This is a genomic window from Streptomyces sp. NPDC045431, from assembly GCF_040646655.1.
Taxonomy (GTDB): Bacteria; Actinomycetota; Actinomycetes; order Streptomycetales; family Streptomycetaceae; genus Streptomyces.
Map to the genome: position 1 here is coordinate 550230 of NZ_JBEZAQ010000001.1, position 19770 is coordinate 569999.

Below are 19770 nucleotides of genomic sequence, written 5' to 3' on the forward strand. Positions count from 1 at the left end.
ACCCTCGCCATCCCTCGCCGCCCCTCACCGCCCGCGCCGTCAGTCCAGCGTCTGGACGAGCTCCTGGCGGGTCGGCGTGAGGACGACACGGGCGCGGGCGCCGTTGACGAGCGGCAGGTACGGCGGGACGTGGCCGCACTCGACGTCGGCGATGATCGGCACGCCGAGCGGGCCGAGCGCGTCCAGCACGGCCTCGTGCTGGGTGAGCGAGTCGCGGTCGGGCGCCGAAGTACGGCCGACCAGGACGGCGTTCGCGGCGTCGAAGAAGCCGGCCAGGCGCATGCCGTGGAGGTTGCGGCAGATCTCGAGCGCGTCGTCGTCGCCCACCGCCTCCACGTAGACGAGCAGCCCCTCGGGCGCGTGGGCGCGGGCGAACGCCGTGACGTCGCCGTACGGCGTGCCCGCCAGGTTGCTCACCGTCTCGATGCACCCGCCGATCAGGCGCCCCTCGACCTCCAGGTCACCGTCGCCGCCGCTGTCCAGGCGGGTCCAGGTGCCGGTCGCGTTCAGGGTGTACTCGCGCACGTCCGGGAAGACGCTGTAGTCGTCCCAGCCGCTGGTGCGGTGGCGGCCGGGCGGGGTCTGGGCGAACCGGCTCCCCTCGGGCAGGGCGGCGATGTCCAGCCAGGAGAGCAGCCCCTCGGGCACCCGGTAGGGGGTGTCCATCAGGTTGTTGCCGTGCAGGGTCGCGATTCCGGTCAACAGCGTCAGCGGCGTGAGGATCGTCGACATGTCCGAGTAGCCGACCAGCCAGGTCGGCTCGGCCTCGCGCAGCCGGTCGAAGTCGAGCAGCGGCAGCAGGTCGATCGCGGTCTCCCCGCCCCACGGCGGCACGACGGCCCTGATGTCCGGGTCCGTCAGCATCGCCATCAGCTCCGCCGCGCGCTCCGCCGCCGGGGCGCTGACGTGCCCCGAGCCGCCCATGCAGTCGCCGACGACCACCTCGTACCCCCGCGCCTCCACCGTCGCGACGGCCACCTCCAGGCGCTTGCGGAGCGGCTCGGGGACGCCGCTGGAGGGGGAGGTGACGCCCACGCGGTCACCGGGGCGCAGGGGCCGTGGGTAGCGGATCGGCGTGGTGGGCGTACCGGAAGGGGCGTCGGAGGGGCTGTCGGAGGGACTGTGGGAGGGCCTGTGGGAGGGAGCCATGATCGGATTCTGGCAGAGGGCCTCAGGAGGTGAGTACCCGGTTTCGGTCGGCGTCCCGGTCGTCCGCGGGCGCGGTGCCGTCCTGCACCGGGACCGCCGCGGCCCGCTCGCGCAGTCGCGGCTCCGTGACCGTCTGCGTCCACAGCACCCGGCACGCCGTCAGCGTCGCCGCCACCAGGAGCCCATTGCGTACCAGCAGGAGCAGCAGCCCCAGCGGGTCGCTGTCCGACACGTGCGAGAACCAGATCGGGAACTCCAGCAGCGTCACCCCGGTCGCCACCAGCACCAGCCGGGCCGCCGTGCGCATCCGGCTCGTCGGGAAGACCAGGCAGACCGACGCCAGGCCGACCAGCCACAGCATGTACTGGGGGCTGATCACCCGGCTCGTGGTGGTGAACAGCAGCACCGCCACGAACGCCGCGTCGCACAGCGTCGTCTTCCCGAACGCGCCCGTACGCCACACCCGCACCCGCCACACCAGCAGCCAGCCGAAGGCCGCGACCGTCAGCGCCAGCGCGGCCGTGGACACCACCGGCACGTACGGCCCGAGAAACTCCACCGAGCCGTAGTTCAGCGTCGCCCGCCCCTCCCAGCCGAAGTGCCGCGCCACGTGGAACACCAGCGCCCCCAGCGACTCCACCTCGGTGCCCCGGTCCCGCTGGAACGTCAGGAACGCCAGCGCCCCCGGCATCGCCGCCGTACAGAGCAGCAGCACCCCGGCCGCCGTCGCCACCGCGGCGGTCCACGAACGCAGGGTGACGCGCCCGCGCCGCGTGCCCGCGAGCAGCAGCACCGGCCAGACCTTCAGCATCGCGCCGAAACCGGCCAACGCCCCCATGATCCTCGGGTGCCGGACACCCGCGAGGAGCGCGGCGACGGCGACGGCGGTCACCATCAGGTCATAGCGCGCGTACGCCGTCGGCCCCAGCAGCGGGACGCCCGCGACCCACACCCAGGCGCCCGACAGGCACTTGCCCGGGCGCCGGCCCGCGTACAGCAGCAGGCCGAAGACGGCCGCGTCGCAGACGAAGGCGAGGACGAAGAAGGCGGAGGCGTAGTCCAGGAACGGCAGCAGGCCGGGGGAGAGGACCGCGAGGGCGGCGGCCGGCGGGTACTGCCAGGTCACGTCGTCCATCGGATACGTGCCGGCCCGCAGCACGTCGTACCAGCCCCGGTAGATCTGCGAGATGTCCGTGGTGATGTCCGGGCCCGGGAGGGTCATCACCTTGAAGACGAGGAGCAGCAGGAGGGTCCTGGTCAGCAGCCATATGGGGATGGGGCCCTTCATGCCTACCTCTACGTCTACGTCGTCGTCTGGTGGGGGGTGGAGACCGCGCGTGGGCAGTGGAGCGGGGCCGTTCGGTACTGTCGGCCTTGATGCAAACGATGCACAAGACCTTGATCGTAACCAACGACTTTCCGCCCAGACCCGGTGGGATTCAGGCGTTCTTGCACAACATGGCGCTCAGGCTCGATCCCGAGCGTCTTGTTGTGTACGCCTCCACCTGGAAGCGGGGGCGTGAGGGCGCCGAGGCGACCGCTCTGTTCGACGCGGAACAGCCCTTCCAGGTTGTCCGGGATCGTACGACGATGCTGCTGCCCACTCCCAGGGTCACCGCCCGGGCGGTCGCGCTGCTGCGGGAGCACGGCTGCGAGTCGGTGTGGTTCGGGGCGGCGGCGCCGCTCGGCCTCATGGCGCCCGCGCTGCGCCGGGCCGGCGCGAAGCGGATCGTCGCCACGACCCACGGCCACGAGGCGGGCTGGGCCCAGCTGCCGGGCTCCCGGCAGCTGCTGCGGCGCATCGGCGAGGGCACGGACACGCTCACGTACCTCGGCGAGTACACGCGCTCGCGCATCGCCGCCGCGCTGACGCCCGAGGCCGCCGCGCGGATGGTGCAGCTGCCGCCGGGCGTCGACGAGAAGACGTTCCACCCCGGCTCGGGCGGCGACGCCGTGCGCGAGCGCCTCGGGCTCGCCGACCGGCCGGTCGTCGTCTGCGTCTCGCGCCTCGTCCCGCGCAAGGGTCAGGACACCCTGATCAGGGCCATGCCCGCCATTTTGGCCCGCGTGCCCGACGCGGTCCTGCTGATCGTGGGCGGCGGCCCGTACGAGAAGGATCTGCGCCGCCTCGCCGCGGAGACCGGCGTGGCCGGATCCGTACGGTTCACCGGCGCGGTGCCGTGGGAGGAACTCCCCGCGCACTACGGTGCCGGCGACGTCTTCGCCATGCCGTGCCGTACGCGGCGGGGCGGCCTCGACGTGGAGGGCCTCGGCATCGTCTACCTGGAGGCCTCCGCCACCGGCCTCCCGGTCGTCGCCGGCGACTCCGGGGGCGCGCCCGACGCCGTCCTCGACGGCGAGACGGGCTGGGTCGTCCGCGGCACCTCCCCCGCGGAGTGCGCCGACCGCATCGTCACCCTCCTCGACGACCCGGACCTCCGCCGCCGCATGGGCGAACGGGGCCGCGCCTGGGTCGAGGAGAAGTGGCGCTGGGACTCGCTGGCGGAGCGGCTGCAGCGGCTGCTGTGAGGCGGTTGCCTGCGACGCGGTGGCTTGCGGTGCGGTGGCTTGCGGTGCGGCGGCCTGCGGTTCCGTGCCGTGCGGGCGCTGGCCTGGGCGGGGGCTGCGGCGGCTCGCGGCGCCGCCCCGGTCGCGCTTCCGCGTGGGCGGCTGCCGCCGGTGGGGTGCGGGGCGGGACCCCTCCGGGCTCGACTCCTCGCGGCCGGCGGCCTTGGCCCGTACGGACGCGGAACGGTTTCGGCGCCGCCAACCGCTGCGGGGACGACCCTGCACGGCCCCACCCCGAGGCCGGACGCCGGGTGCGGGCCGTAGCCCCGAGGCGGGCCCGTCGGCCGGTGGCCCGGGCCGCTCTGGAGGGCGCTCGGGGTCCGGGGCGGAGCCCCGGTTTCGGGAAGGGGAGGGGTGGGAGACAACACCGCCCAGCGCAGGCGAGCGGGTTCGGGGCGAGCCCCGACGCCGGGCCCCACGCCCGGGAGGGCAGGCCGGCGCGAGCCGGAGCGCGCAGCCCGACGCGGAACCACAGGCCCCGGGGCGCGAGGCCACGCCTCAGGCGTGGTAGATCGCCTCGATCTCGTCCGCGAAGTCCTTCGCCACCACGTTCCGCTTCAGCTTCAGCGACGGCGTGATGTGCCCCGCCTCCTCCGTGAACTGCGACGCGAGGATCCGGAACTTCCGCACCGACTCCGCCTTGGAGACCGCCGCGTTCCCGTCGTCCACGGCCCGCTGGACCTCCGCCAGCAGCTCCGCGTCCTCCCGCAGGGACGCCGCCGTCGAGCCCGTCGGCTTGCCGTGCTCCGCAGCCCAGCGGCCCAGGAACTCCTCGTCCAGCGTGATCAGCGCGCCGACGAAGGGCCGGCCGTCGCCGACGACCATGCACTCGGCGACCAGGGCGTGCCCACGGATGCGGTCCTCGATCACCGCCGGGGCGACGTTCTTGCCGCCCGCGGTGACGAGGATCTCCTTCTTCCGGCCCGTGATGGCGAGGTACCCGTCCTCGTCCAGCGTGCCGATGTCGCCCGTGTGGAACCAGCCGTCGGCCAGCGCCTCGGCGGTCGCGGCCTCGTTGTTCCAGTAGCCCGAGAAGACGTGCTCGCCGTGCAGCAGCACCTCGCCGTCGTCGGCGATCCGTACGACCGAGCCGGGCAGCGGCTGGCCGACCGTGCCGATCTTCGGCCGGTCCCACGGGTTGAACGCCGTCGCCGCGCACGACTCCGTCAGGCCGTACCCCTCCAGCACGGTGAAGCCGATGCCCCGGAAGAAGTGCCCGAGCCGCTCGCCCAGCGGCGCGCCGCCCGAGATGGCGAACTCGCCGCGCCCGCCCAGCACCGCGCGCAGCTTGCTGTAGACGAGCTTGTCGAAGACGAAGTGCTTCAGCCGCAGACCGAACGACGCGCCCTGCGGGGAGTCGACGGCGCGGCTGTACGCGATCGCCGTCTGCGCCGCCTTGTCGAAGATCTTGCCCTTGCCGTCCGCCTGCGCCTTGGCGCGCGCCGAGTTGTAGACCTTCTCGAAGACGCGCGGGACGCCGAGGATCAGGGTCGGGCGGAAGGAGGCGAGTTCGTCGGTGAGGTTCTTGATGTCCGGGACGCAGCCGAGGCGGATGGGCGCGAGGACGGAGGCGACCTCGACCAGCCGGCCGAAGACGTGCGCGGCGGGCAGGAAGAGCAGCACGGAGCACTCGCCCGTACGGAAGAGCGGCTTGAGGCGCTCGACGACGTTGCCGCACTCGGCGAAGAAGTTGCGGTGGGTCAGCACGCAGCCCTTGGGACGGCCGGTGGTGCCCGAGGTGTAGACGATGGTGGCGATGTCGTCGGCCTTGGCGCTGGCGCTGCGCTCGTCGACCGTCTCCTCCGAGACGTCCGCGCCGGCCGCGACCAGCTCGTCGATCCCGCCCTTGTCGATCTGCCAGACGTGCCGCAACTCCGGCAGCCCGTCGCGCACGGACGCGACGGCGGCGGCGTGCGCGTCGCTCTCGACCATCACCGCGACCGCGCCCGAGTCGCCCAGGATCCACTGCACCTGCTCCGGCGAACTGGTCTCGTACACCGGCACGGTCACCGCGCCCGCGCTCCAGATCGCGAAGTCCATCTGCACCCACTCGTAGCGGGTGCGGGAGATGAGGCCCACCCGGTCGCCGGGCCGCACGCCCTGCGCGATCAGGCCCTTGGCGGCGGCCCGCACCTCGGCGAGGAACTGGGTGGCGGTGACGTCCGTCCAGGCACCGGCCACCTTGCGGCCCATGACAGCCACGTCCGGGTGCTGCGCGGCATTGCGGCGGATGAGATCCGTCAGATTGCCGTCCGTGGGGACCTCGTACAGGGCCGGAAGGCTGAACTCGCGCAAGACTGCTGCTCCTCATCGGGCGCCGGCGCCACGGCTCTGTGTGATGCACCGGCTGCGGTCCATGATCGGGCAGGTGCTCGGTGGGGGTGAGCACGACTGGACTGCCCGGACGTTACCGACCGGTACTAGGTTCCCGATAGGGGCCCCGGCCGAATGTTCGCTGCGTCACACGTGTTCGGGGGTGCTTCGCGCACAGTAGTCCACAGTCGGGAAGACTCGGAAGTAACCGCAGGTCCGAGCACTTAGGGTGGGGGGTTATGCGAGGCACGAGGGTCAACGTGATCAGTGACGTCCACGGGAACGCCGAGGACCTGGCCAAGGCGGGGGACGGCGCGGACGCCCTCATCTGCCTCGGCGACCTCGTCCTCTTCCTCGACTACCACGACCACTCGCGCGGCATCTTCCCCGACCTCTTCGGCGTCGAGAACGCCGACCGCCTCGTCGAACTGCGCACCGCCCGCCGCTTCGACGAGGCCCGCGAGCTGGGCCGCCGGCTCTGGGCCGAGCTGGACGTGGACCGCGAGAGCGCCATCGAGGCGGCCGTGCGCACGCAGTACGCCGAGCTCTTCGCCGCCTTCCCGACGCCGACGTACGCGACGTACGGGAACGTCGACATGCCCGGTCTCTGGCACGAGTACGCCCGCCCCGGCACCACCGTCCTGGACGGGCAGCGCGTCGAGATCGGCGGCCGCGTCTTCGGCTTCGTCGGCGGCGGGCTGCGCACCCCGATGCGCACGCCGTACGAGATCTCCGACGAGGAGTACGCGGCGAAGGTCGAGGCGCTCGGCGAGGTGGACGTGCTGTGCTCGCACATCCCGCCGGAGCTGCCGGAGCTCACCTACGACACGGTCGCCCGCCGCTTCGAGCGCGGCAGCCGGGCGCTGCTCGCCGCGATCCGGCGGACGAAGCCGCGGTACGCGCTGTTCGGGCACGTCCACCAGCCGCTGGCGCGGCGGATGCGGGTGGGGGCGACGGAGTGCGTGAACGTCGGCCATTTCGCGTCGACCGGGACGCCGTGGGCCCTGGAATGGTGAGCCGCGGCCACGCGATAACCTTCCCACCTCAGACTCACCCAAGGAGCCACAGCGATGGCGGAACACACCAGCTCGAGCATTGAGATCGAGGCGGCGCCGGCCGACGTCATGGGCGTGATCGCCGACTTCGCGCGCTACCCCGAGTGGACGGGCGAGGTGAAGGAGGCCGAGGTCCTCTCGACGGACGCCGCCGGCCGCGCCGAGAAGGTCCGGCTGCTGCTGGACGCGGGCGCGATCAGGGACGAGCACACCCTGGCGTACACCTGGACCGGCGACGACGAGGTCAGCTGGACGCTGGTCAAGTCCCAGATGCTCCGCGCGCTGGACGGCACGTACCACCTGGCCCCGCTCGCGGGCGGCACCCGCACCAAGGTGACGTACCGGCTGACGGTCGACGTCAAGATCCCGATGCTCGGCATGATCAAGCGCAAGGCCGAGAAGGTCATCATCGACCGGGCCCTGGACGGCCTGAAGAAGCGCGTCGAGTCGACCGCGCCCTAAGGCGCCCCGCCGGGCTCACGACGCCCGGCACCGCACCGAACATTCATGGCCCCCGGGCCCGGGCCTCGTCCCGGCCCCCGGGGGCCACCCCGGTAGCGTGGGGCGCCATGCGCACCCTCCTCGTCACCGGCCCCGGCGGCGCCGGCCGCACCACCCTCGCCGCCGCGACCGCTCTCGGCAGCGCCCGGCAGGGGCGGCGGGTCCTGCTCGTCACCGCCGACCGGGCGCCCGGCGAGTGGTTCCGGGACCGCTTCCCGGACGGTGACGGCCCCGTCGTCCGCCCCATCGACTCCGGCGCGCACTTCCGCGCCGAGCTCCTCGCCTTCCAGGAGCGCGCCGGCGCCGCGCTCGGTCTGCTGGGCGCGGCCCCCTTCGCGGAGGAGGAGCTCACCGAACTGCCCGGCAGCGACCGGTTCGCCCTGCTGCGGGCGCTGCGGGACGCCGCCGCCGGGGACTGGGACCTCGTCGTCGTCGACATGCCGCCGCTGCCCGACGCCCTCGCCGTACTCGCCCTGCCCGCGCAGCTGCGCCGCTACCTGCGGCGGCTGCTGCCGCCCGAGCGGCAGGCCGCCCGCGCGCTGCGGCCGATGCTCGCGCAGCTCGCCGGCGTCCCGATGCCCGCCGAGTGGCTGTACGAGACCGCGGGCCGCTGGGACGGCGAACTCGCCGCCGTCCAGGCGCTCGTCGAGGCCCCGACGACCTCGGTGCGGCTCGTGGCCGAGCCGGGACCGGCCGCCACCGCCGCGCTGCGCACCGCCCGCGCGGGGCTCGCCCTGTACGGCCTCGCCGTCGACACGGCCGTCGCCAACCGGATCCTGCCGACCGCCTCCCCCGACCCGTGGCTCTCCGGCCTCGCCGCCCAGCAGCAGGACCACCTGAAGGCGCTGTACGAGGACCTCGGCGACGGCGTGCACGCGGTGCGGGAGGTGCCGCACCTGGGGCACGCGCCCCGCTCCGCCGGCGACCTCGCGCCCCTCGACGTACCTCCCGGCAGCGCCCGGCCCGCGTCGGAGTGGGCCGTCGAGGACCGCCGCGACCCCGACGGCGTGCTGGTCTGGCGGATCCCGCTGCCCGGAGCCGGCAAGCCCGACCTCGGGCTCGTCCGCCGGGGTGACGAACTCGTGCTCACGGTCGGCCCGTTCCGCCGCATCGTGCCGCTGCCGTCCGCCCTGCGCCGCTGCACCGTCTCGGGCGCGGGCCTCGCGGACGGCGTGCTGAGCGTGCGCTTCACACCCGACCCGGATTTGTGGCCCCGTACGCGGTAACGTCGAGGGTGACCCAGCCACACAGCCGCAGCAGCCGCAGGAGTACGCCATGAGCGATGCCACCCAGCATCCCGACGCCGACGCCTGGGCGAGGGCCTGCGCCGAGGACCTGGACGCCGAGCGGGCGCGCCGCCGCGGGCCGGCCGGACCGCCGCCCGGCACCGCCGCCGAGGAGCTGCGCAAGCTCGTCGACGCGGTCGCCGACAAGGTCGCCTCGCTGCGCACCCCGCTGCTCGGCGCGGGCGCGCAGAACGCCGTGCAGCAGCTCGTCAGCCAGGCCAAGTCGGCCGTGGAGCCGGTGATCGAGCGCAACCCCGAGGTCTTCGACCACCTCGCCGCCGCCGGCAGCGAACTGCTCGCCGCGTACCGCTCCGCCGTCGAGGGCCAGGAGCGCCGCTGGACCCAGGGCCGGCCGACGGCCGGGAAGGACGACGGCCTCGGCGGCGGCCGGGGTCGCGACGACCGCGAAGGCCCGGACCCGAGCGAGCACATCGACCTGGACTGAGGGGCCGGGACCGAGAGCTCCGTGCCCGCCCTCGGGTACGGTTGGCCGTAGCGGGGCTCGACCGAAAACTGAGGGACACATGGGACTCACCATCGGCGTCGACATCGGCGGCACGAAGATCGCGGCCGGAGTGGTCGACGAAGAGGGCACGATCCTCGACATCCACAAGGTGCCCACCCCGCCGACCGCCGACGGCATCGTCGACGCGATCTGCGCCGCCGTCGCCGAAGCGGGCAAGGGCCATGAGATCGAGGCGGTCGGCATCGGTGCCGCCGGTTACGTCGACGACAAGCGCGCCACCGTCCTGTTCGCGCCGAACATCCACTGGCGGCACGAGCCGCTGAAGGACAAGGTCGAGCAGCGCACCGGCCTTCCGGTGGTCGTGGAGAACGACGCGAACGCCGCGGCGTGGGGCGAGTACCGCTTCGGCGCCGGCCAGGGCCACGACGACGTCATCTGCATCACCCTCGGCACGGGGCTCGGCGGCGGCATCATCATCGGCAACAAGCTTCGCCGCGGCCGCTTCGGCGTGGCCGCCGAGTTCGGCCACATCCGGGTGGTGCCGGACGGCCTGCTGTGCGGCTGCGGCAGCCAGGGCTGCTGGGAGCAGTACGCCTCCGGGCGCGCCCTCGTGCGGTACGCCAAGCAGCGCGCCGCCGCCACCCCGGAGAACGCCACGATCCTGCTGGCGCTGGGCGACGGCACCCCCGAGGGCATCGAGGGCAAGCACATCAGCGACGCCGCCCGCCAGGGCTGCCCGGTCGCCGTCGACTCGTTCCGCGAGCTGGCCCGCTGGGCCGGGGCGGGCCTCGCCGACCTGGCGTCGCTGTTCGACCCGTCGGCGTTCATCGTCGGCGGCGGTGTCTCGGACGAGGGCGAGCTGGTCCTCGGCCCGATCCGCAAGTCCTTCCGCCGCTGGCTGGTGGGCGGCCGCTACCGCCCGCACGCCCAGGTGCTCGCGGCCCAGCTGGGCGGCAAGGCCGGGCTCGTCGGCGCGGCGGACCTGGCCCGCCAGGGCTGATCGTTCCGTCCCACGGTGCCCGCCGCGTCCTCCCCCGGATGCGGCGGGCACCGTCATATCGTGCTGGTATGACGCTCGACGACCTGCCCAACTCCCGTACCGAGCCCGATGGTTCCGTCGTCATCCGGGTGCTGAGCTACAACGTCCGCTCGCTGCGCGACGACGAGGACGCGCTCGCGCGGGTGATCCGGGCGTGCCGGCCCGACGTCGTCTTCGTACAGGAGGCGCCCCGCTTCTTCCGGTGGCGCAAGCACGCCGCGCGGCTGGCCAAGAAGAGCGAGCTGGTGGTGCTGACGGGTGGCGCGAGCGCGGCCGGTCCGCTGCTGCTGTGCTCGCTGCGGGTGACGGTCGAGCGCACCGAGGACGTCCTGCTGCCGCTCACGCCCGGCCTGCACCGGCGGGGCCTCGCGACGGCGGTCGTACGCGTCGGGGGCGCCCGGCTCGGGCTGGTCGGCTGCCACCTGAGCCTGCGCTCCGACGAGCGGTACGCCCAGGCCGGGATGGCGCTGGACCGGCTGGCCGCCCTGGACACGCCGCACGCGATCGTGGCGGGCGACGTCAACGACGAGCCGGACGGGACCGCGTTCCGGCGGCTCGCGGCCGAGCTCCAGGACTGCTGGGCGGTACGGCCCTGGGGCGGCGAGCTCACCTGGCCGCCCGGCGGGCCGCGCAAGCGGATCGACGCGGTCTTCGCCACGAAGGGCGTCGAGGTGCTCGGCTGCGGCGTCCCGCGGGGTCTGCCGGGCATCACGGACACGGACCTGCGCGCGGCCACGGACCACCTCCCGGTCCTGGCGGCGCTCAGGGTGCCCGGCGACGCCGCCCGGACCGTTTAGACCACGGCGCCCCGGCCCGGGTCGTCGTCCTCCTCGTCGCCGTGGCGCATCCGGGCCACCAGGGTGAGGAAGCCGCCGACGAAGCCACCGACGCACAGCGTGGTGAGCCACCACGTCATGTCCCACTGCAGCAGCACCGCGACCAGCATCAGCACCGGGCCGCCGACCACGCCGAGCCACGCGAACTTCGCGGTCGTGTCCGCCTCCGGCAGCGGGGGCGGCTCCGGCGGCACGAAGTGGCCCTCGTCCGATGCGTCGAGGTCGTCCTCCTTGGCCTCGGGCAGCTCGTAGTCGCGCGGGCCGCCGCCTCCGACGCCAGGGGCGAAGACCACCGAGCTGCCCAGCGGCCGGTCGGAGGCCCCGCCCGCGTCGCGGGTCTCCACGCCGCCGTCCTCGAGGTCCCCGTTGACGTCGCCCTCCGGCAGCGCCAGGTCCTCCACGGCCTTGAACGTGAACGGCTTCACGCCCGGCGGGTCCGCCGGCTCCTCGCCGTACCCGGCGACGATCGCCGCCCACGCCGCCTCTTCGTCGAACGGCTGCTCGTCCCGCTTGTCCGAGTCGTGCTGCTCAGCCACCGGTGGTGCTCCCCTTCTCGCCGACGCCCGGAGCGAGCCGGCCGATGAACGCGTAACTCTCCTCGAAGATCCGCTCCGCGTCGTGGTCCAACGTCGCCACGTGGTAGCTCTGTTCCAGCAGGACCTCCCGGACGTCCACCGAGGAGATCCGGCTCAGGATGCGGGCCGAGTCGGCCGGCGACACCACGTGGTCCTGCGGGCTGTGCAGCAGCAGCACCGGCTGCGTGACCTGCGGAAGCTCCCCGTCGACCATCCGGAAGAACCGCCGTACCGAGTGCGCGGCGTGCAGCGGCACCCGGTCGTACCCGGCCTCCGTCATGCCCTCCTTGGCTATGTCGTCCACGATGCCGGGCCGCGACGGGACGAGGTGGCGCACGACCGGCAGCGCGTGGGCGGCGAGCCCGTGGATCTTGTTCGCCGGGTTCACCAGCACGATGCCCCGTACGGCGTCGCCGTGCCGGGCGGCGAGCCGCAGGGTGAGCGCCCCGCCCATGGAGAGCCCGAAGACGAAGACCTGCTCGCACCGCGCCAGCAGCGCCCGCAGCTCGCGGTCCACCTCCGCGTACCAGTCCTGCCAGCCGGTCACCTGCATGTCCTGCCAGCGGGTGCCGTGCCCGGGCAGCAGCGGCAGCGACACCGTCAGGCCGCGCGCGGCCAGGTACTCGGCCCAGGGCCGCATGGACCGCGGCGAGCCGGTGAAACCGTGACAGAGCAGCACGCCGACCCGGCCGCCCTCGTGGCGGTACGGCTCGGCTCCGGGGACGACCGGCACGGGGGTCTCCTGTTCGGGAAAGGGTGATCGATGGGGCGGGGGTGGATCTCGGGAAGGAGGTGTACTTCACCGTACGCGACCGGACTGACACCGACCAGAGCCGTCGTCCCACCCATCAGCCCATCAGGAAGAGCCCAGGCGCCGCACGGGTTATGGTCTGTTCGACGGAACACAGGAGAGGCACTCGAAACTTGATCTACGGCGCAATGAAGTTCTCCATCGGAGGGACGCTGAAGCTCGCCTTCAGGCCCTGGGTGGAGGGCCTCGAGAACATTCCCGCCGAGGGGCCGGCGATCCTCGCGAGCAACCACCTCTCCTTCTCGGACTCCTTCTTCCTGCCCGCGGTCCTCGACCGCAAGGTGACCTTCATCGCCAAGGCCGAGTACTTCACCTCGCCCGGCGTGAAGGGCAAGCTGACGGCCGCGTTCTTCAAGGGCGTCGGCCAGCTGCCGGTGGACCGCTCGGGTGCCCGCGGCGCCGGCGAGGCGGCGATCAAGAGCGGTATCGAGGTCATCGAGCGCGGTGAGCTCTTCGGTATCTACCCCGAGGGCACCCGCTCGCCGGACGGCCGGCTCTACCGCGGCAAGCCCGGCGGCCTCGCGCGCGTGGCGCTGGCCACCGGGGCGCCGGTCATCCCGGTCGCGATGATCGACACCGAGAAGATCCAGCCGCCCGGCAAGGTCGTCCCCAAGCTCATGCGCCCGGGCATCCGCATCGGCAAGCCGCTGGACTTCAGCCGCTACCACGGCATGGACGGCGACCGGTTCATCCTGCGCTCGGTCACCGACGAGGTGATGTACGAGATCATGAAGCTGTCCGGCCAGGAGTACGTCGACGTCTACGCGACCGCCGCCAAGCGCCAGATCGCCGACGCCGAGAAGGCGGCCAAGGAAGCAGCGAAGGAAGCGGCCAGGGAAGCGGCGAAGGCCGCGTCGCGCGAGCGGCCCGGCGCCTGACGCCGCCGTACGGTCCGTACGTTCCGCTGTACATCCAGGGGTGGGGAAGTTGGCCAAGCGCGAGCGCGTCGTGCGCATGTCCGTCGAGCAGCCGCTGTGGCGTGCCCTGACCGCGTACCGCGTGCTCACCATGGTGTACGCGGTGCTGCTGTTCGTCTTCACCCGCGACAAGTTCGAGCGCCCCTGGGTGGCCGTCGCCTTCCTCGCCGTGATGTCGGTGTGGACGCTGGCCACCCTCCCGAAGGTCGCCGGCGCCGCCGGCTGCACCAAGCGGTTCCTCGTCGCCGACCTCACCCTCGCCCTCACCGGCATCCTGCTGACGCCGCTCGCCGACGTGCACGCCCAGACGTTCGACGGCTCGACGCTGCCGACCATCTGGACCGCCGGTTCGGTCCTCGCGTACGCGATCAAGGGCGGCTGGCGCTGGGCCGCCCTCGCCTCGTCCCTGGTGGCCGTCGCCAACATCGTCGAACGCGGCCAGCCCAGCCGGGACACCCTCCACAACGTGCTGCTCGTATGGGTGGCCTCCATCGCCATCGGTTACGTCGTGGAGGTGGCCCGCGCCTCCGAGCGCACCCTCGCGCGGGCCCTGGAGATCGAGGCCGCCACCCGCGAGCGCGAGCGGCTGGCCCGCGACATCCACGACTCCGTCCTCCAGGTGCTGGCCATGGTCCAGCGCCGGGGGACGGCGCTGGGCGGCGAGGCCGCCGAGCTCGGCCGGATGGCGGGGGAGCAGGAGGTGGCGCTGCGCACCCTGGTCGCGGGCGGCCTGACCCCGGCCTCGTACGTCTCCGAGGACGAGTCCCAGGGCGCGGTGGTCCGCGTGGTGGAGGAGCCGGACGACGACGACACCGCCCCCGGCGCCCCCGTCGACCTGCGCACGCTGCTCGCCCCGCACGCCGGATCGCGGGTCACCTTCTCGGAACCGGGTGCTCCGGTGCTGCTGCCGCCCGCCGCGGCGAAGGAGCTGGCGGCCGCTGTCAGTGCCGCCCTGGACAATGTCCGCAGACACGCCGGCGAGGGTGCCCAGGCGTGGATCCTCGTCGAGGACTGGCCCGACGAGGTGATCGTGACGGTACGGGACGACGGGCCGGGCATCCCGGAGGGGCGGCTCGCGCAGGCGGAGGGAGAGGGACGCATGGGGGTGGCGCTCTCCATCCGCGGCAGGCTCCGCGACCTGGGCGGCACGGCCGAGCTGATCTCGGTCCCGGGCCAGGGCACAGAAGTCGAATTGAAGGTTCCACGGGGGAAGGCGACGAGATGACGCAGCAGCAGACGAAGGTGATGGTCGTCGACGACCATCCGATGTGGCGGGACGCGGTCGCCCGCGACCTGGCCGAGGCCGGTTTCGACGTGGTCGCCACCGCGGGGGACGGGGAGCAGGCGGTCCGCCGCGCCCAGGCGGTCTCCCCGGACGTCCTCGTCCTGGACCTGAACCTGCCCGCCAAGCCGGGGGTCCAGGTCTGCAAGGAGCTCGTCGCCGCCAACCCGGCGCTGCGCGTGCTGGTGCTGTCCGCGAGCGGCGAGCACGCCGACGTGCTGGAGGCGGTGAAGTCCGGCGCGACCGGCTATCTGCTGAAGTCGGCCAGCACCGAGGAGCTGATCGACGCCGTGCGCCGTACCGCCGTCGGGGACCCGGTCTTCACGCCGGGTCTGGCCGGGCTCGTCCTCGGAGAGTACCGGCGGCTGGCCTCCGATCCCGCCCCCGCCACGGGACGGGACGAGCCGAAGGCGCCGCAGCTCACCGAGCGCGAGACCGAGGTGCTGCGGCTGGTCGCCAAGGGCCTGAGCTACAAGCAGATCGCCGAGCGCCTGGTCATCTCCCACCGCACCGTCCAGAACCACGTCCAGAACACGCTCGGCAAGCTCCAGCTGCACAACCGCGTCGAGCTCGTGCGGTACGCGATAGAGCGCGGCCTGGACGACGCGTAAGCGCGCTGACGCATGCGCGGGGCGCGCGTAACTTCCCTACGCCCGCCCGGAATTCACCTTTCGTACCGTCCCGGAGTGAGCTGGGTCACCCTTACCGTGACCGTGCAGCCCTCGGCGACGACGAAGGGAAACGGTCCATGCGGGTGGGAGTACTGACCGGCGGCGGAGACTGCCCCGGCCTGAACGCGGTCATCCGCGGCATCGTCCGCAAGGGTGTCCAGGAGTACGGCTACGAGTTCACCGGCTTCCGGGACGGCTGGCGCGGCCCCCTGGAGGGCGACACCGTGCGCCTCGACATCCCCGCCGTGCGCGGCATCCTGCCGCGCGGCGGCACCATCCTCGGCTCCTCGCGCACCAACCCCCTCACGGCGGCGGACGGCATCCGCCGCATCAAGCGGAACCTCGCCAAGCAGGAGGTGGACGCGCTCATCGCGATCGGCGGTGAGGACACCCTCGGTGTCGCCGCCCGCATCGGCGACGAGTACGGCGTCCCCTGTGTCGGCGTGCCCAAGACCATCGACAACGACCTGTCCGCCACCGACTACACCTTCGGCTTCGACACCGCCGTCGGGATCGCCACCGAGGCCATCGACCGCCTCCACACCACCGCCGAGTCCCATATGCGGGTCCTCGTCGTCGAGGTGATGGGCCGTCACGCGGGCTGGATCGCCCTCCACTCCGGCCTCGCCGGCGGCGCCAACGTCATCCTCATCCCCGAGCAGCGCTTCGACGTCGACCAGGTCTGCACCTGGGTGACCTCGCGCTTCCGGGCCTCGTACGCGCCGATCGTCGTCGTCGCCGAGGGAGCCATGCCCAAGGACGGCGACATGGTGCTGAAGGACGGCACGCTCGACTCCTTCGGCCACGTCCGGCTCTCCGGGGTCGGCGAGTGGCTGGCCAAGGAGATCGAGAAGCGCACCGGCAAGGAGGCCAGGACCACCGTCCTCGGCCACGTCCAGCGCGGCGGCACACCGAGCGCCTTCGACCGCTGGCTGGCCACCCGCTTCGGACTGCACGCCATCGACGCCGTACGCGACGGCGACTTCGGCACCATGGTCGCCCTGCGGGGCACGGACATCGTCCGCGTCCCGATCCGCGAGGCGACGGCCCGCCTGAAGACGGTCGACCCGAAGCTGTACGAGGAGGCCGGCGTCTTCTTCGGCTGACGGGCCGCGCCGGCCGGTTCCGGCCGACCGGCGCGGGCCCGGGGGCGGTCATATATTCGCCCTATCCGGGCGAAGGGAGACAAACCGTGGAAGTCCTGGCCTTCGGCGTGCAAACGGACGAGAAGCCGCTGATGGAGGCGGCTTTCGCGGGCCGGCACGACCTCCGCTGCCTGGACGTCTTCCTCACCGGGGACACCGCCCCCCTCGCCGCCGGGTACGAAGCCGTCTCCACCAGCGTCAACGCCGACCTCGACGCCCGCGTGCTGCACGCCCTCGCGGCCGGCGGCACGCGGATGATCGCCCAGCGCTCCACCGGCTTCAACAACATCGACCTGACCGCCGCCCAGCAGCTGGGCCTCACCGTCGCCCGCGTCTCCTCCTACTCGCCGTACTCCGTCGCCGAATTCGCCTGGGCCCTCGCGATGGCGGTCAACCGCCGCCTCGTCCGCGCCGCCATCCGCACCCGCGACTTCGACTTCCGCCTCGACGGACTGCTCGGCCACGACCTGCACGGCCGCACGGCCGGCGTCGTCGGCACCGGCAGGATCGGCGAGGCGTTCACCCGGATCGCCCACGGCTACGGCATGGAGCTCCTCGGCTGGGACGTCGCCCCCAACCCCGCCTGCGTCGCGCTCGGCATGCGGTACGTCGAGAAGGAGGAGCTCTTCGCCGCCTCCGACGTCCTCAGCCTGCACGTGCCGCTGGTGCCGGAGACCCGCCACCTGGTCGACGCCGCCGCGCTCAAGGCCATGAAGGACGACGCCATCCTGGTGAACTCCAGCCGCGGCGGCCTGATCGACACGGACGCCCTCGTCACCGAGCTGCGCGCCGGCCGCTTCACCGGCGTCGGCCTCGACGTCTACGAGGCGGAGGCCGGGCTCTTCTACCTGGACAAGTCCCTGGAGCCCGTCACCGACGACACCCTCGCCCGGCTGATGACCTTCCCGAACGTCGTGGTCACCTCCCACCAGGCGTACTACACCGTCGACGCGGTGACCGAGATCATCGCGACGACGGTGCGGAACATCACCGACTACGAGGCCGACCGCCGCAGCGAGAACGTCCTGGTCCCGCCGCCCGGCGACCTCACCGCGGGCTGATCTCCAGCTCCCGCAGCAACTCCCGTACGACCGCCGCGCCGCGCAGCGTCAGCACCGACTCCGGGTGGAACTGCACGCCCGCGAAGCCCGGCCCGCGCAGCGCGTGCACCTCGCCCGTCGCCGCCTCGCGGCTGATCTCCACGCCGTGTGCCGCGAGCTCGGCGGCGGCCCCGTCGTCGCAGCGGGCCGTGAAGCTGTTGTAGAAGCCCACCGTCTCCGGCGTGCCGAACAGGTCGATCCGCACCTGGGCCCCCTGGAACGGCACCTCCTTGCGCACGATCGGCAGCCCCAGCTCGGCCGCGATCAGCTCGTGCCCGAGGCACACCCCGAGCAGGCAGTGCGGGTGGCCGCCCGCCCGGCGTACGAGGTCGGCGGCGAGCGCCCGCAGCGACCGCATCTTCGGGTCGGTGAGGTCGCCCGGGTCGCCGGGCCCGGGCCCCAGCACCACCGGACCCTCGTGCGCGAGCGCCGCCTCCCGCAGCCCCGGCTCGTCGTAGCGGCGGACCGTCACCTCCAGGCCCGAGGCGCGCAGCACGTGCGCGAGCATCGCCGTGAAGGTGTCCTCCGCGTCCACCACCAGCGCGTGCCCGGCGGCCGGGGCGGCGGGCCGGTCCTGCATCTTCAGCCAGAACGGCGCCAGGTCGGCGCGGCGCGCGTCCAGCGCCGCCCGCACCCGCGGGTCCTCCGCCAGCCGGGCCGGCCGTACGGACTCCTCGCGCGGCCGCCCCGGGCGCACGCCCAGCGCGGTCAGCACCCCCGCCGCCTTGGCGTGCGTCTCGGCGACCTCGCTCTCCGGGACCGAATGGCGCACCAGCGTGGCGCCGACCGGGACGCGCAGCTCGCCGTCGGCCGCGATGTCGGCCGTACGGATCAGGATCGGCGAGTCCAGCGTCTGCGCCCCGCTCGCGTCCGTCCCGAGCAGCGCCAGGGCGCCCGCGTAATACCCCCGCCCACCGGTTTCATGGCGCTCGATGACACGGCAGGCGTTCTGCACCGGCGACCCGGTGACCGTGGCCGCGAACATCGTCTCGCGCAGCACCTCCCGCACGTCCAGCGAGGAGCGGCCGCGCAGCTCGTACTCGGTGTGCGCCAGGTGGGCCATCTCCTTCAGCCGCGGCCCGACCACCACGCCGCCCATGTCGCCGACGGTGCACATCATCTTCAGTTCCTCGTCGACGACCATGGAGAGCTCGTCGGTCTCCTTGCGGTCGGCGAGGAAGGCGAGCAGGTCCTCGGCCGTCGGTCCGCCCGCCGGATAGCGGTACGTGCCGCTGATCGGGTTCATCACCACCGTCCCCGCCCGTCTCCCACCACCACCCTCGAACGAGAGCGCTTCGCGCTCGCCCCTCCCACCCGACATGCGGACGTGTACCTCCGGGCTCGCGCCCACCAGGGTGCGCTCGCCGGTGTGGACGACGAAGGTCCAGTAGGCGCCCCGCTCACCGGCGAGCAGCCGCCGGAACAGCGCCAGCGCGTCCCGCCGCCCGAACCCGGGGACCGCGCCCCGGTACGTACGCCGGATGACGAAGTTCGCGCCCTCGCCCCGCCCGATCTCGTCCTCGATGACCCGCCGCACGGTCCCGGCGTACTCCTCGTCCGAGACGTCGAAGGCCCCGCCCTCCACCACCACGTCGTGCGCGGGCAGCCGCTCCAGCACCTCCGCGAGTGGCAGCTCGTACGCCTCGTCGGCGACGAGCACCGACAGCGGCGTCCCGTCGTCGCGTACGTCGAAGCCGCGCTCCCGCAGCTGCCGGAACGGCACCAGGGCGAGCGTGGGCCGCGCCCCGACGGGGAGGTCGGCGAGGCGTTCCGCCTCGTGGACCGCGCCGATCAGCACCTCGACGGTGTCATGGTCACGGCCGGGTGTTCGGCGGCGGAGCAGGGCGAAGGGCGGGCAGGTGTCGTCGAGGAGTCGACCGAGGTCCATGGTGTGTGCGTTCCTTCCGGGGGGAGGGGGAGGAACGGCCCGTGAAACGGAAGAAGGCCGCCCCTCGGGCGGCCTTCGCGGTGTCGGTGCGTACGCGAGTCAGTGGGCCGCCGGATGAGCGGTCCACCACCAGTTCTGGATCGTCTGGGTCTTCTGCGCGTACATGCG

19 protein-coding genes are annotated in these 19770 nt (G+C 73.1%); 12 read left to right on the forward strand and 7 right to left on the reverse strand.

The features are described from left to right. Nucleotides 1-39: 39 nt before the first annotated feature. Together AB0A69_RS02480 and AB0A69_RS02485 are read right to left on the reverse strand one after the other, a co-directional pair. The gene (locus tag AB0A69_RS02480) at nt 40-1149 is read right to left on the reverse strand and encodes a S66 peptidase family protein (RefSeq protein WP_361414460.1); all 1110 of its coding nucleotides are present in this window, start codon (nt 1147-1149) and stop codon (nt 40-42) included. A 22-nt stretch (nt 1150-1171) separates the two neighbouring features. Then, entirely contained in the window at nt 1172-2437 is a 1266-nt protein-coding gene (locus AB0A69_RS02485) for a glycosyltransferase family 87 protein (RefSeq protein WP_361414462.1), read from the reverse strand. A 98-nt stretch (nt 2438-2535) separates the two neighbouring features. Between AB0A69_RS02485 and AB0A69_RS02490 the strand changes: the two genes are divergently transcribed. Beyond that, a complete protein-coding gene (locus tag AB0A69_RS02490; protein WP_361414464.1) occupies nt 2536-3678 on the forward strand; it encodes a glycosyltransferase family 4 protein in 1143 nt (380 codons plus the stop codon). A 537-nt stretch (nt 3679-4215) separates the two neighbouring features. Here the strand turns inward: AB0A69_RS02490 and AB0A69_RS02495 are convergent. Further along, nucleotides 4216-6012 (reverse strand): AMP-binding protein, encoded by a 1797-nt coding sequence (locus tag AB0A69_RS02495; RefSeq protein ID WP_361414466.1) that lies wholly within the window; start codon nt 6010-6012, stop codon nt 4216-4218. Nucleotides 6013-6269: 257 nt separating this feature from the next. Here AB0A69_RS02495 and AB0A69_RS02500 point away from each other — a divergent pair, with 257 nt between their 5' ends. The 6 genes from AB0A69_RS02500 to AB0A69_RS02525 all read left to right on the forward strand — a co-directional run bounded on the left by AB0A69_RS02500 (nt 6270) and on the right by AB0A69_RS02525 (nt 11174). Further along, nucleotides 6270-7046: a metallophosphoesterase gene (locus tag AB0A69_RS02500; protein WP_361414468.1), complete on the forward strand. Its 777-nt coding sequence runs from the start codon at nt 6270-6272 to the stop codon at nt 7044-7046. 54 nt (nt 7047-7100) lie between these two features. Beyond that, entirely contained in the window at nt 7101-7547 is a 447-nt protein-coding gene (locus AB0A69_RS02505) for an SRPBCC family protein (RefSeq protein ID WP_361414470.1), read from the forward strand. 107 nt (nt 7548-7654) lie between these two features. Continuing rightward, nucleotides 7655-8812, forward strand: coding sequence for an ArsA-related P-loop ATPase (locus tag AB0A69_RS02510; protein WP_361414472.1), 1158 nt, complete (start codon nt 7655-7657; stop codon nt 8810-8812). A 49-nt stretch (nt 8813-8861) separates the two neighbouring features. Further along, the gene (locus tag AB0A69_RS02515) at nt 8862-9317 is read left to right on the forward strand and encodes a DUF5304 domain-containing protein (protein ID WP_361414474.1); all 456 of its coding nucleotides are present in this window, start codon (nt 8862-8864) and stop codon (nt 9315-9317) included. Nucleotides 9318-9396: 79 nt separating this feature from the next. Beyond that, nucleotides 9397-10338: an ROK family glucokinase gene (locus AB0A69_RS02520; RefSeq protein ID WP_361414476.1), complete on the forward strand. Its 942-nt coding sequence runs from the start codon at nt 9397-9399 to the stop codon at nt 10336-10338. Nucleotides 10339-10406: 68 nt separating this feature from the next. Then, nucleotides 10407-11174 (forward strand): endonuclease/exonuclease/phosphatase family protein, encoded by a 768-nt coding sequence (locus AB0A69_RS02525; protein WP_361414478.1) that lies wholly within the window; start codon nt 10407-10409, stop codon nt 11172-11174. On the opposite strand, the gene AB0A69_RS02530 is transcribed toward AB0A69_RS02525, so the two are convergent. Together AB0A69_RS02530 and AB0A69_RS02535 are read right to left on the reverse strand one after the other, a co-directional pair. Then, complete coding sequence (locus tag AB0A69_RS02530) at nt 11171-11749, reverse strand: hypothetical protein (protein WP_361414480.1); 579 nt, start codon at nt 11747-11749, stop codon at nt 11171-11173. The genes AB0A69_RS02525 and AB0A69_RS02530 overlap by 4 nt on opposite strands. Further along, a complete protein-coding gene (locus AB0A69_RS02535; protein ID WP_361414482.1) occupies nt 11742-12521 on the reverse strand; it encodes an alpha/beta fold hydrolase in 780 nt (259 codons plus the stop codon). Before AB0A69_RS02535 ends, AB0A69_RS02530 begins: the two co-directional genes overlap by 8 nt. 206 nt (nt 12522-12727) lie before the next feature. Between AB0A69_RS02535 and AB0A69_RS02540 the strand changes: the two genes are divergently transcribed. The 5 genes from AB0A69_RS02540 (at nt 12728) to AB0A69_RS02560 (ending at nt 17675) form a co-directional block, all read left to right on the forward strand. Then, nucleotides 12728-13477, forward strand: a complete 750-nt coding sequence (locus AB0A69_RS02540; protein ID WP_361415175.1) for a lysophospholipid acyltransferase family protein — start codon at nt 12728-12730, stop codon at nt 13475-13477. Nucleotides 13478-13526: 49 nt separating this feature from the next. Then, nucleotides 13527-14741, forward strand: a complete 1215-nt coding sequence (locus tag AB0A69_RS02545) for a DUF5931 domain-containing protein (RefSeq protein WP_361414484.1) — start codon at nt 13527-13529, stop codon at nt 14739-14741. Beyond that, the gene (locus tag AB0A69_RS02550; protein ID WP_361414486.1) at nt 14738-15409 is read left to right on the forward strand and encodes a response regulator transcription factor; all 672 of its coding nucleotides are present in this window, start codon (nt 14738-14740) and stop codon (nt 15407-15409) included. The genes AB0A69_RS02545 and AB0A69_RS02550 overlap by 4 nt, the downstream gene beginning before the upstream one ends. 137 nt (nt 15410-15546) lie before the next feature. Next, the gene (locus AB0A69_RS02555) at nt 15547-16575 is read left to right on the forward strand and encodes a 6-phosphofructokinase (RefSeq protein WP_361414488.1); all 1029 of its coding nucleotides are present in this window, start codon (nt 15547-15549) and stop codon (nt 16573-16575) included. 86 nt (nt 16576-16661) lie between these two features. Beyond that, complete coding sequence (locus tag AB0A69_RS02560; protein WP_361414490.1) at nt 16662-17675, forward strand: 2-hydroxyacid dehydrogenase; 1014 nt, start codon at nt 16662-16664, stop codon at nt 17673-17675. On the opposite strand, the gene AB0A69_RS02565 is transcribed toward AB0A69_RS02560, so the two are convergent. Together AB0A69_RS02565 and AB0A69_RS02570 are read right to left on the reverse strand one after the other, a co-directional pair. Continuing rightward, entirely contained in the window at nt 17662-19602 is a 1941-nt protein-coding gene (locus AB0A69_RS02565) for an anthranilate synthase family protein (RefSeq protein WP_361414492.1), read from the reverse strand. The genes AB0A69_RS02560 and AB0A69_RS02565 overlap by 14 nt on opposite strands. 99 nt (nt 19603-19701) lie before the next feature. After that, entirely contained in the window at nt 19702-19767 is a 66-nt protein-coding gene (locus AB0A69_RS02570; protein ID WP_355367039.1) for a trp operon leader peptide, read from the reverse strand. Nucleotides 19768-19770 lie beyond the last annotated feature (3 nt).

Bases quoted from the DNA above. Each gene is read 5' to 3' on its own strand.
- AB0A69_RS02505 (WP_361414470.1), top strand. From the start codon at position 7,101: ATGGCGGAACACACCAGCTCGAGCATTGAGATCGAGGCGGCGCCGGCC.
- AB0A69_RS02520 (WP_361414476.1), top strand. From the start codon at position 9,397: ATGGGACTCACCATCGGCGTCGACATCGGCGGCACGAAGATCGCGGCC.
- AB0A69_RS02480 (WP_361414460.1), bottom strand. From the start codon at position 1,149: ATGGCTCCCTCCCACAGGCCCTCCCACAGTCCCTCCGACAGCCCCTCC.
- AB0A69_RS02540 (WP_361415175.1), top strand. From the start codon at position 12,728: ATGAAGTTCTCCATCGGAGGGACGCTGAAGCTCGCCTTCAGGCCCTGG.
- AB0A69_RS02490 (WP_361414464.1), top strand. From the start codon at position 2,536: ATGCACAAGACCTTGATCGTAACCAACGACTTTCCGCCCAGACCCGGT.
- AB0A69_RS02500 (WP_361414468.1), top strand. From the start codon at position 6,270: ATGCGAGGCACGAGGGTCAACGTGATCAGTGACGTCCACGGGAACGCC.
- AB0A69_RS02515 (WP_361414474.1), top strand. From the start codon at position 8,862: ATGAGCGATGCCACCCAGCATCCCGACGCCGACGCCTGGGCGAGGGCC.
- AB0A69_RS02565 (WP_361414492.1), bottom strand. From the start codon at position 19,602: ATGGACCTCGGTCGACTCCTCGACGACACCTGCCCGCCCTTCGCCCTG.
- AB0A69_RS02525 (WP_361414478.1), top strand. From the start codon at position 10,407: ATGACGCTCGACGACCTGCCCAACTCCCGTACCGAGCCCGATGGTTCC.
- AB0A69_RS02550 (WP_361414486.1), top strand. From the start codon at position 14,738: ATGACGCAGCAGCAGACGAAGGTGATGGTCGTCGACGACCATCCGATG.
- AB0A69_RS02555 (WP_361414488.1), top strand. From the start codon at position 15,547: ATGCGGGTGGGAGTACTGACCGGCGGCGGAGACTGCCCCGGCCTGAAC.
- AB0A69_RS02510 (WP_361414472.1), top strand. From the start codon at position 7,655: ATGCGCACCCTCCTCGTCACCGGCCCCGGCGGCGCCGGCCGCACCACC.
- AB0A69_RS02485 (WP_361414462.1), bottom strand. From the start codon at position 2,437: ATGAAGGGCCCCATCCCCATATGGCTGCTGACCAGGACCCTCCTGCTG.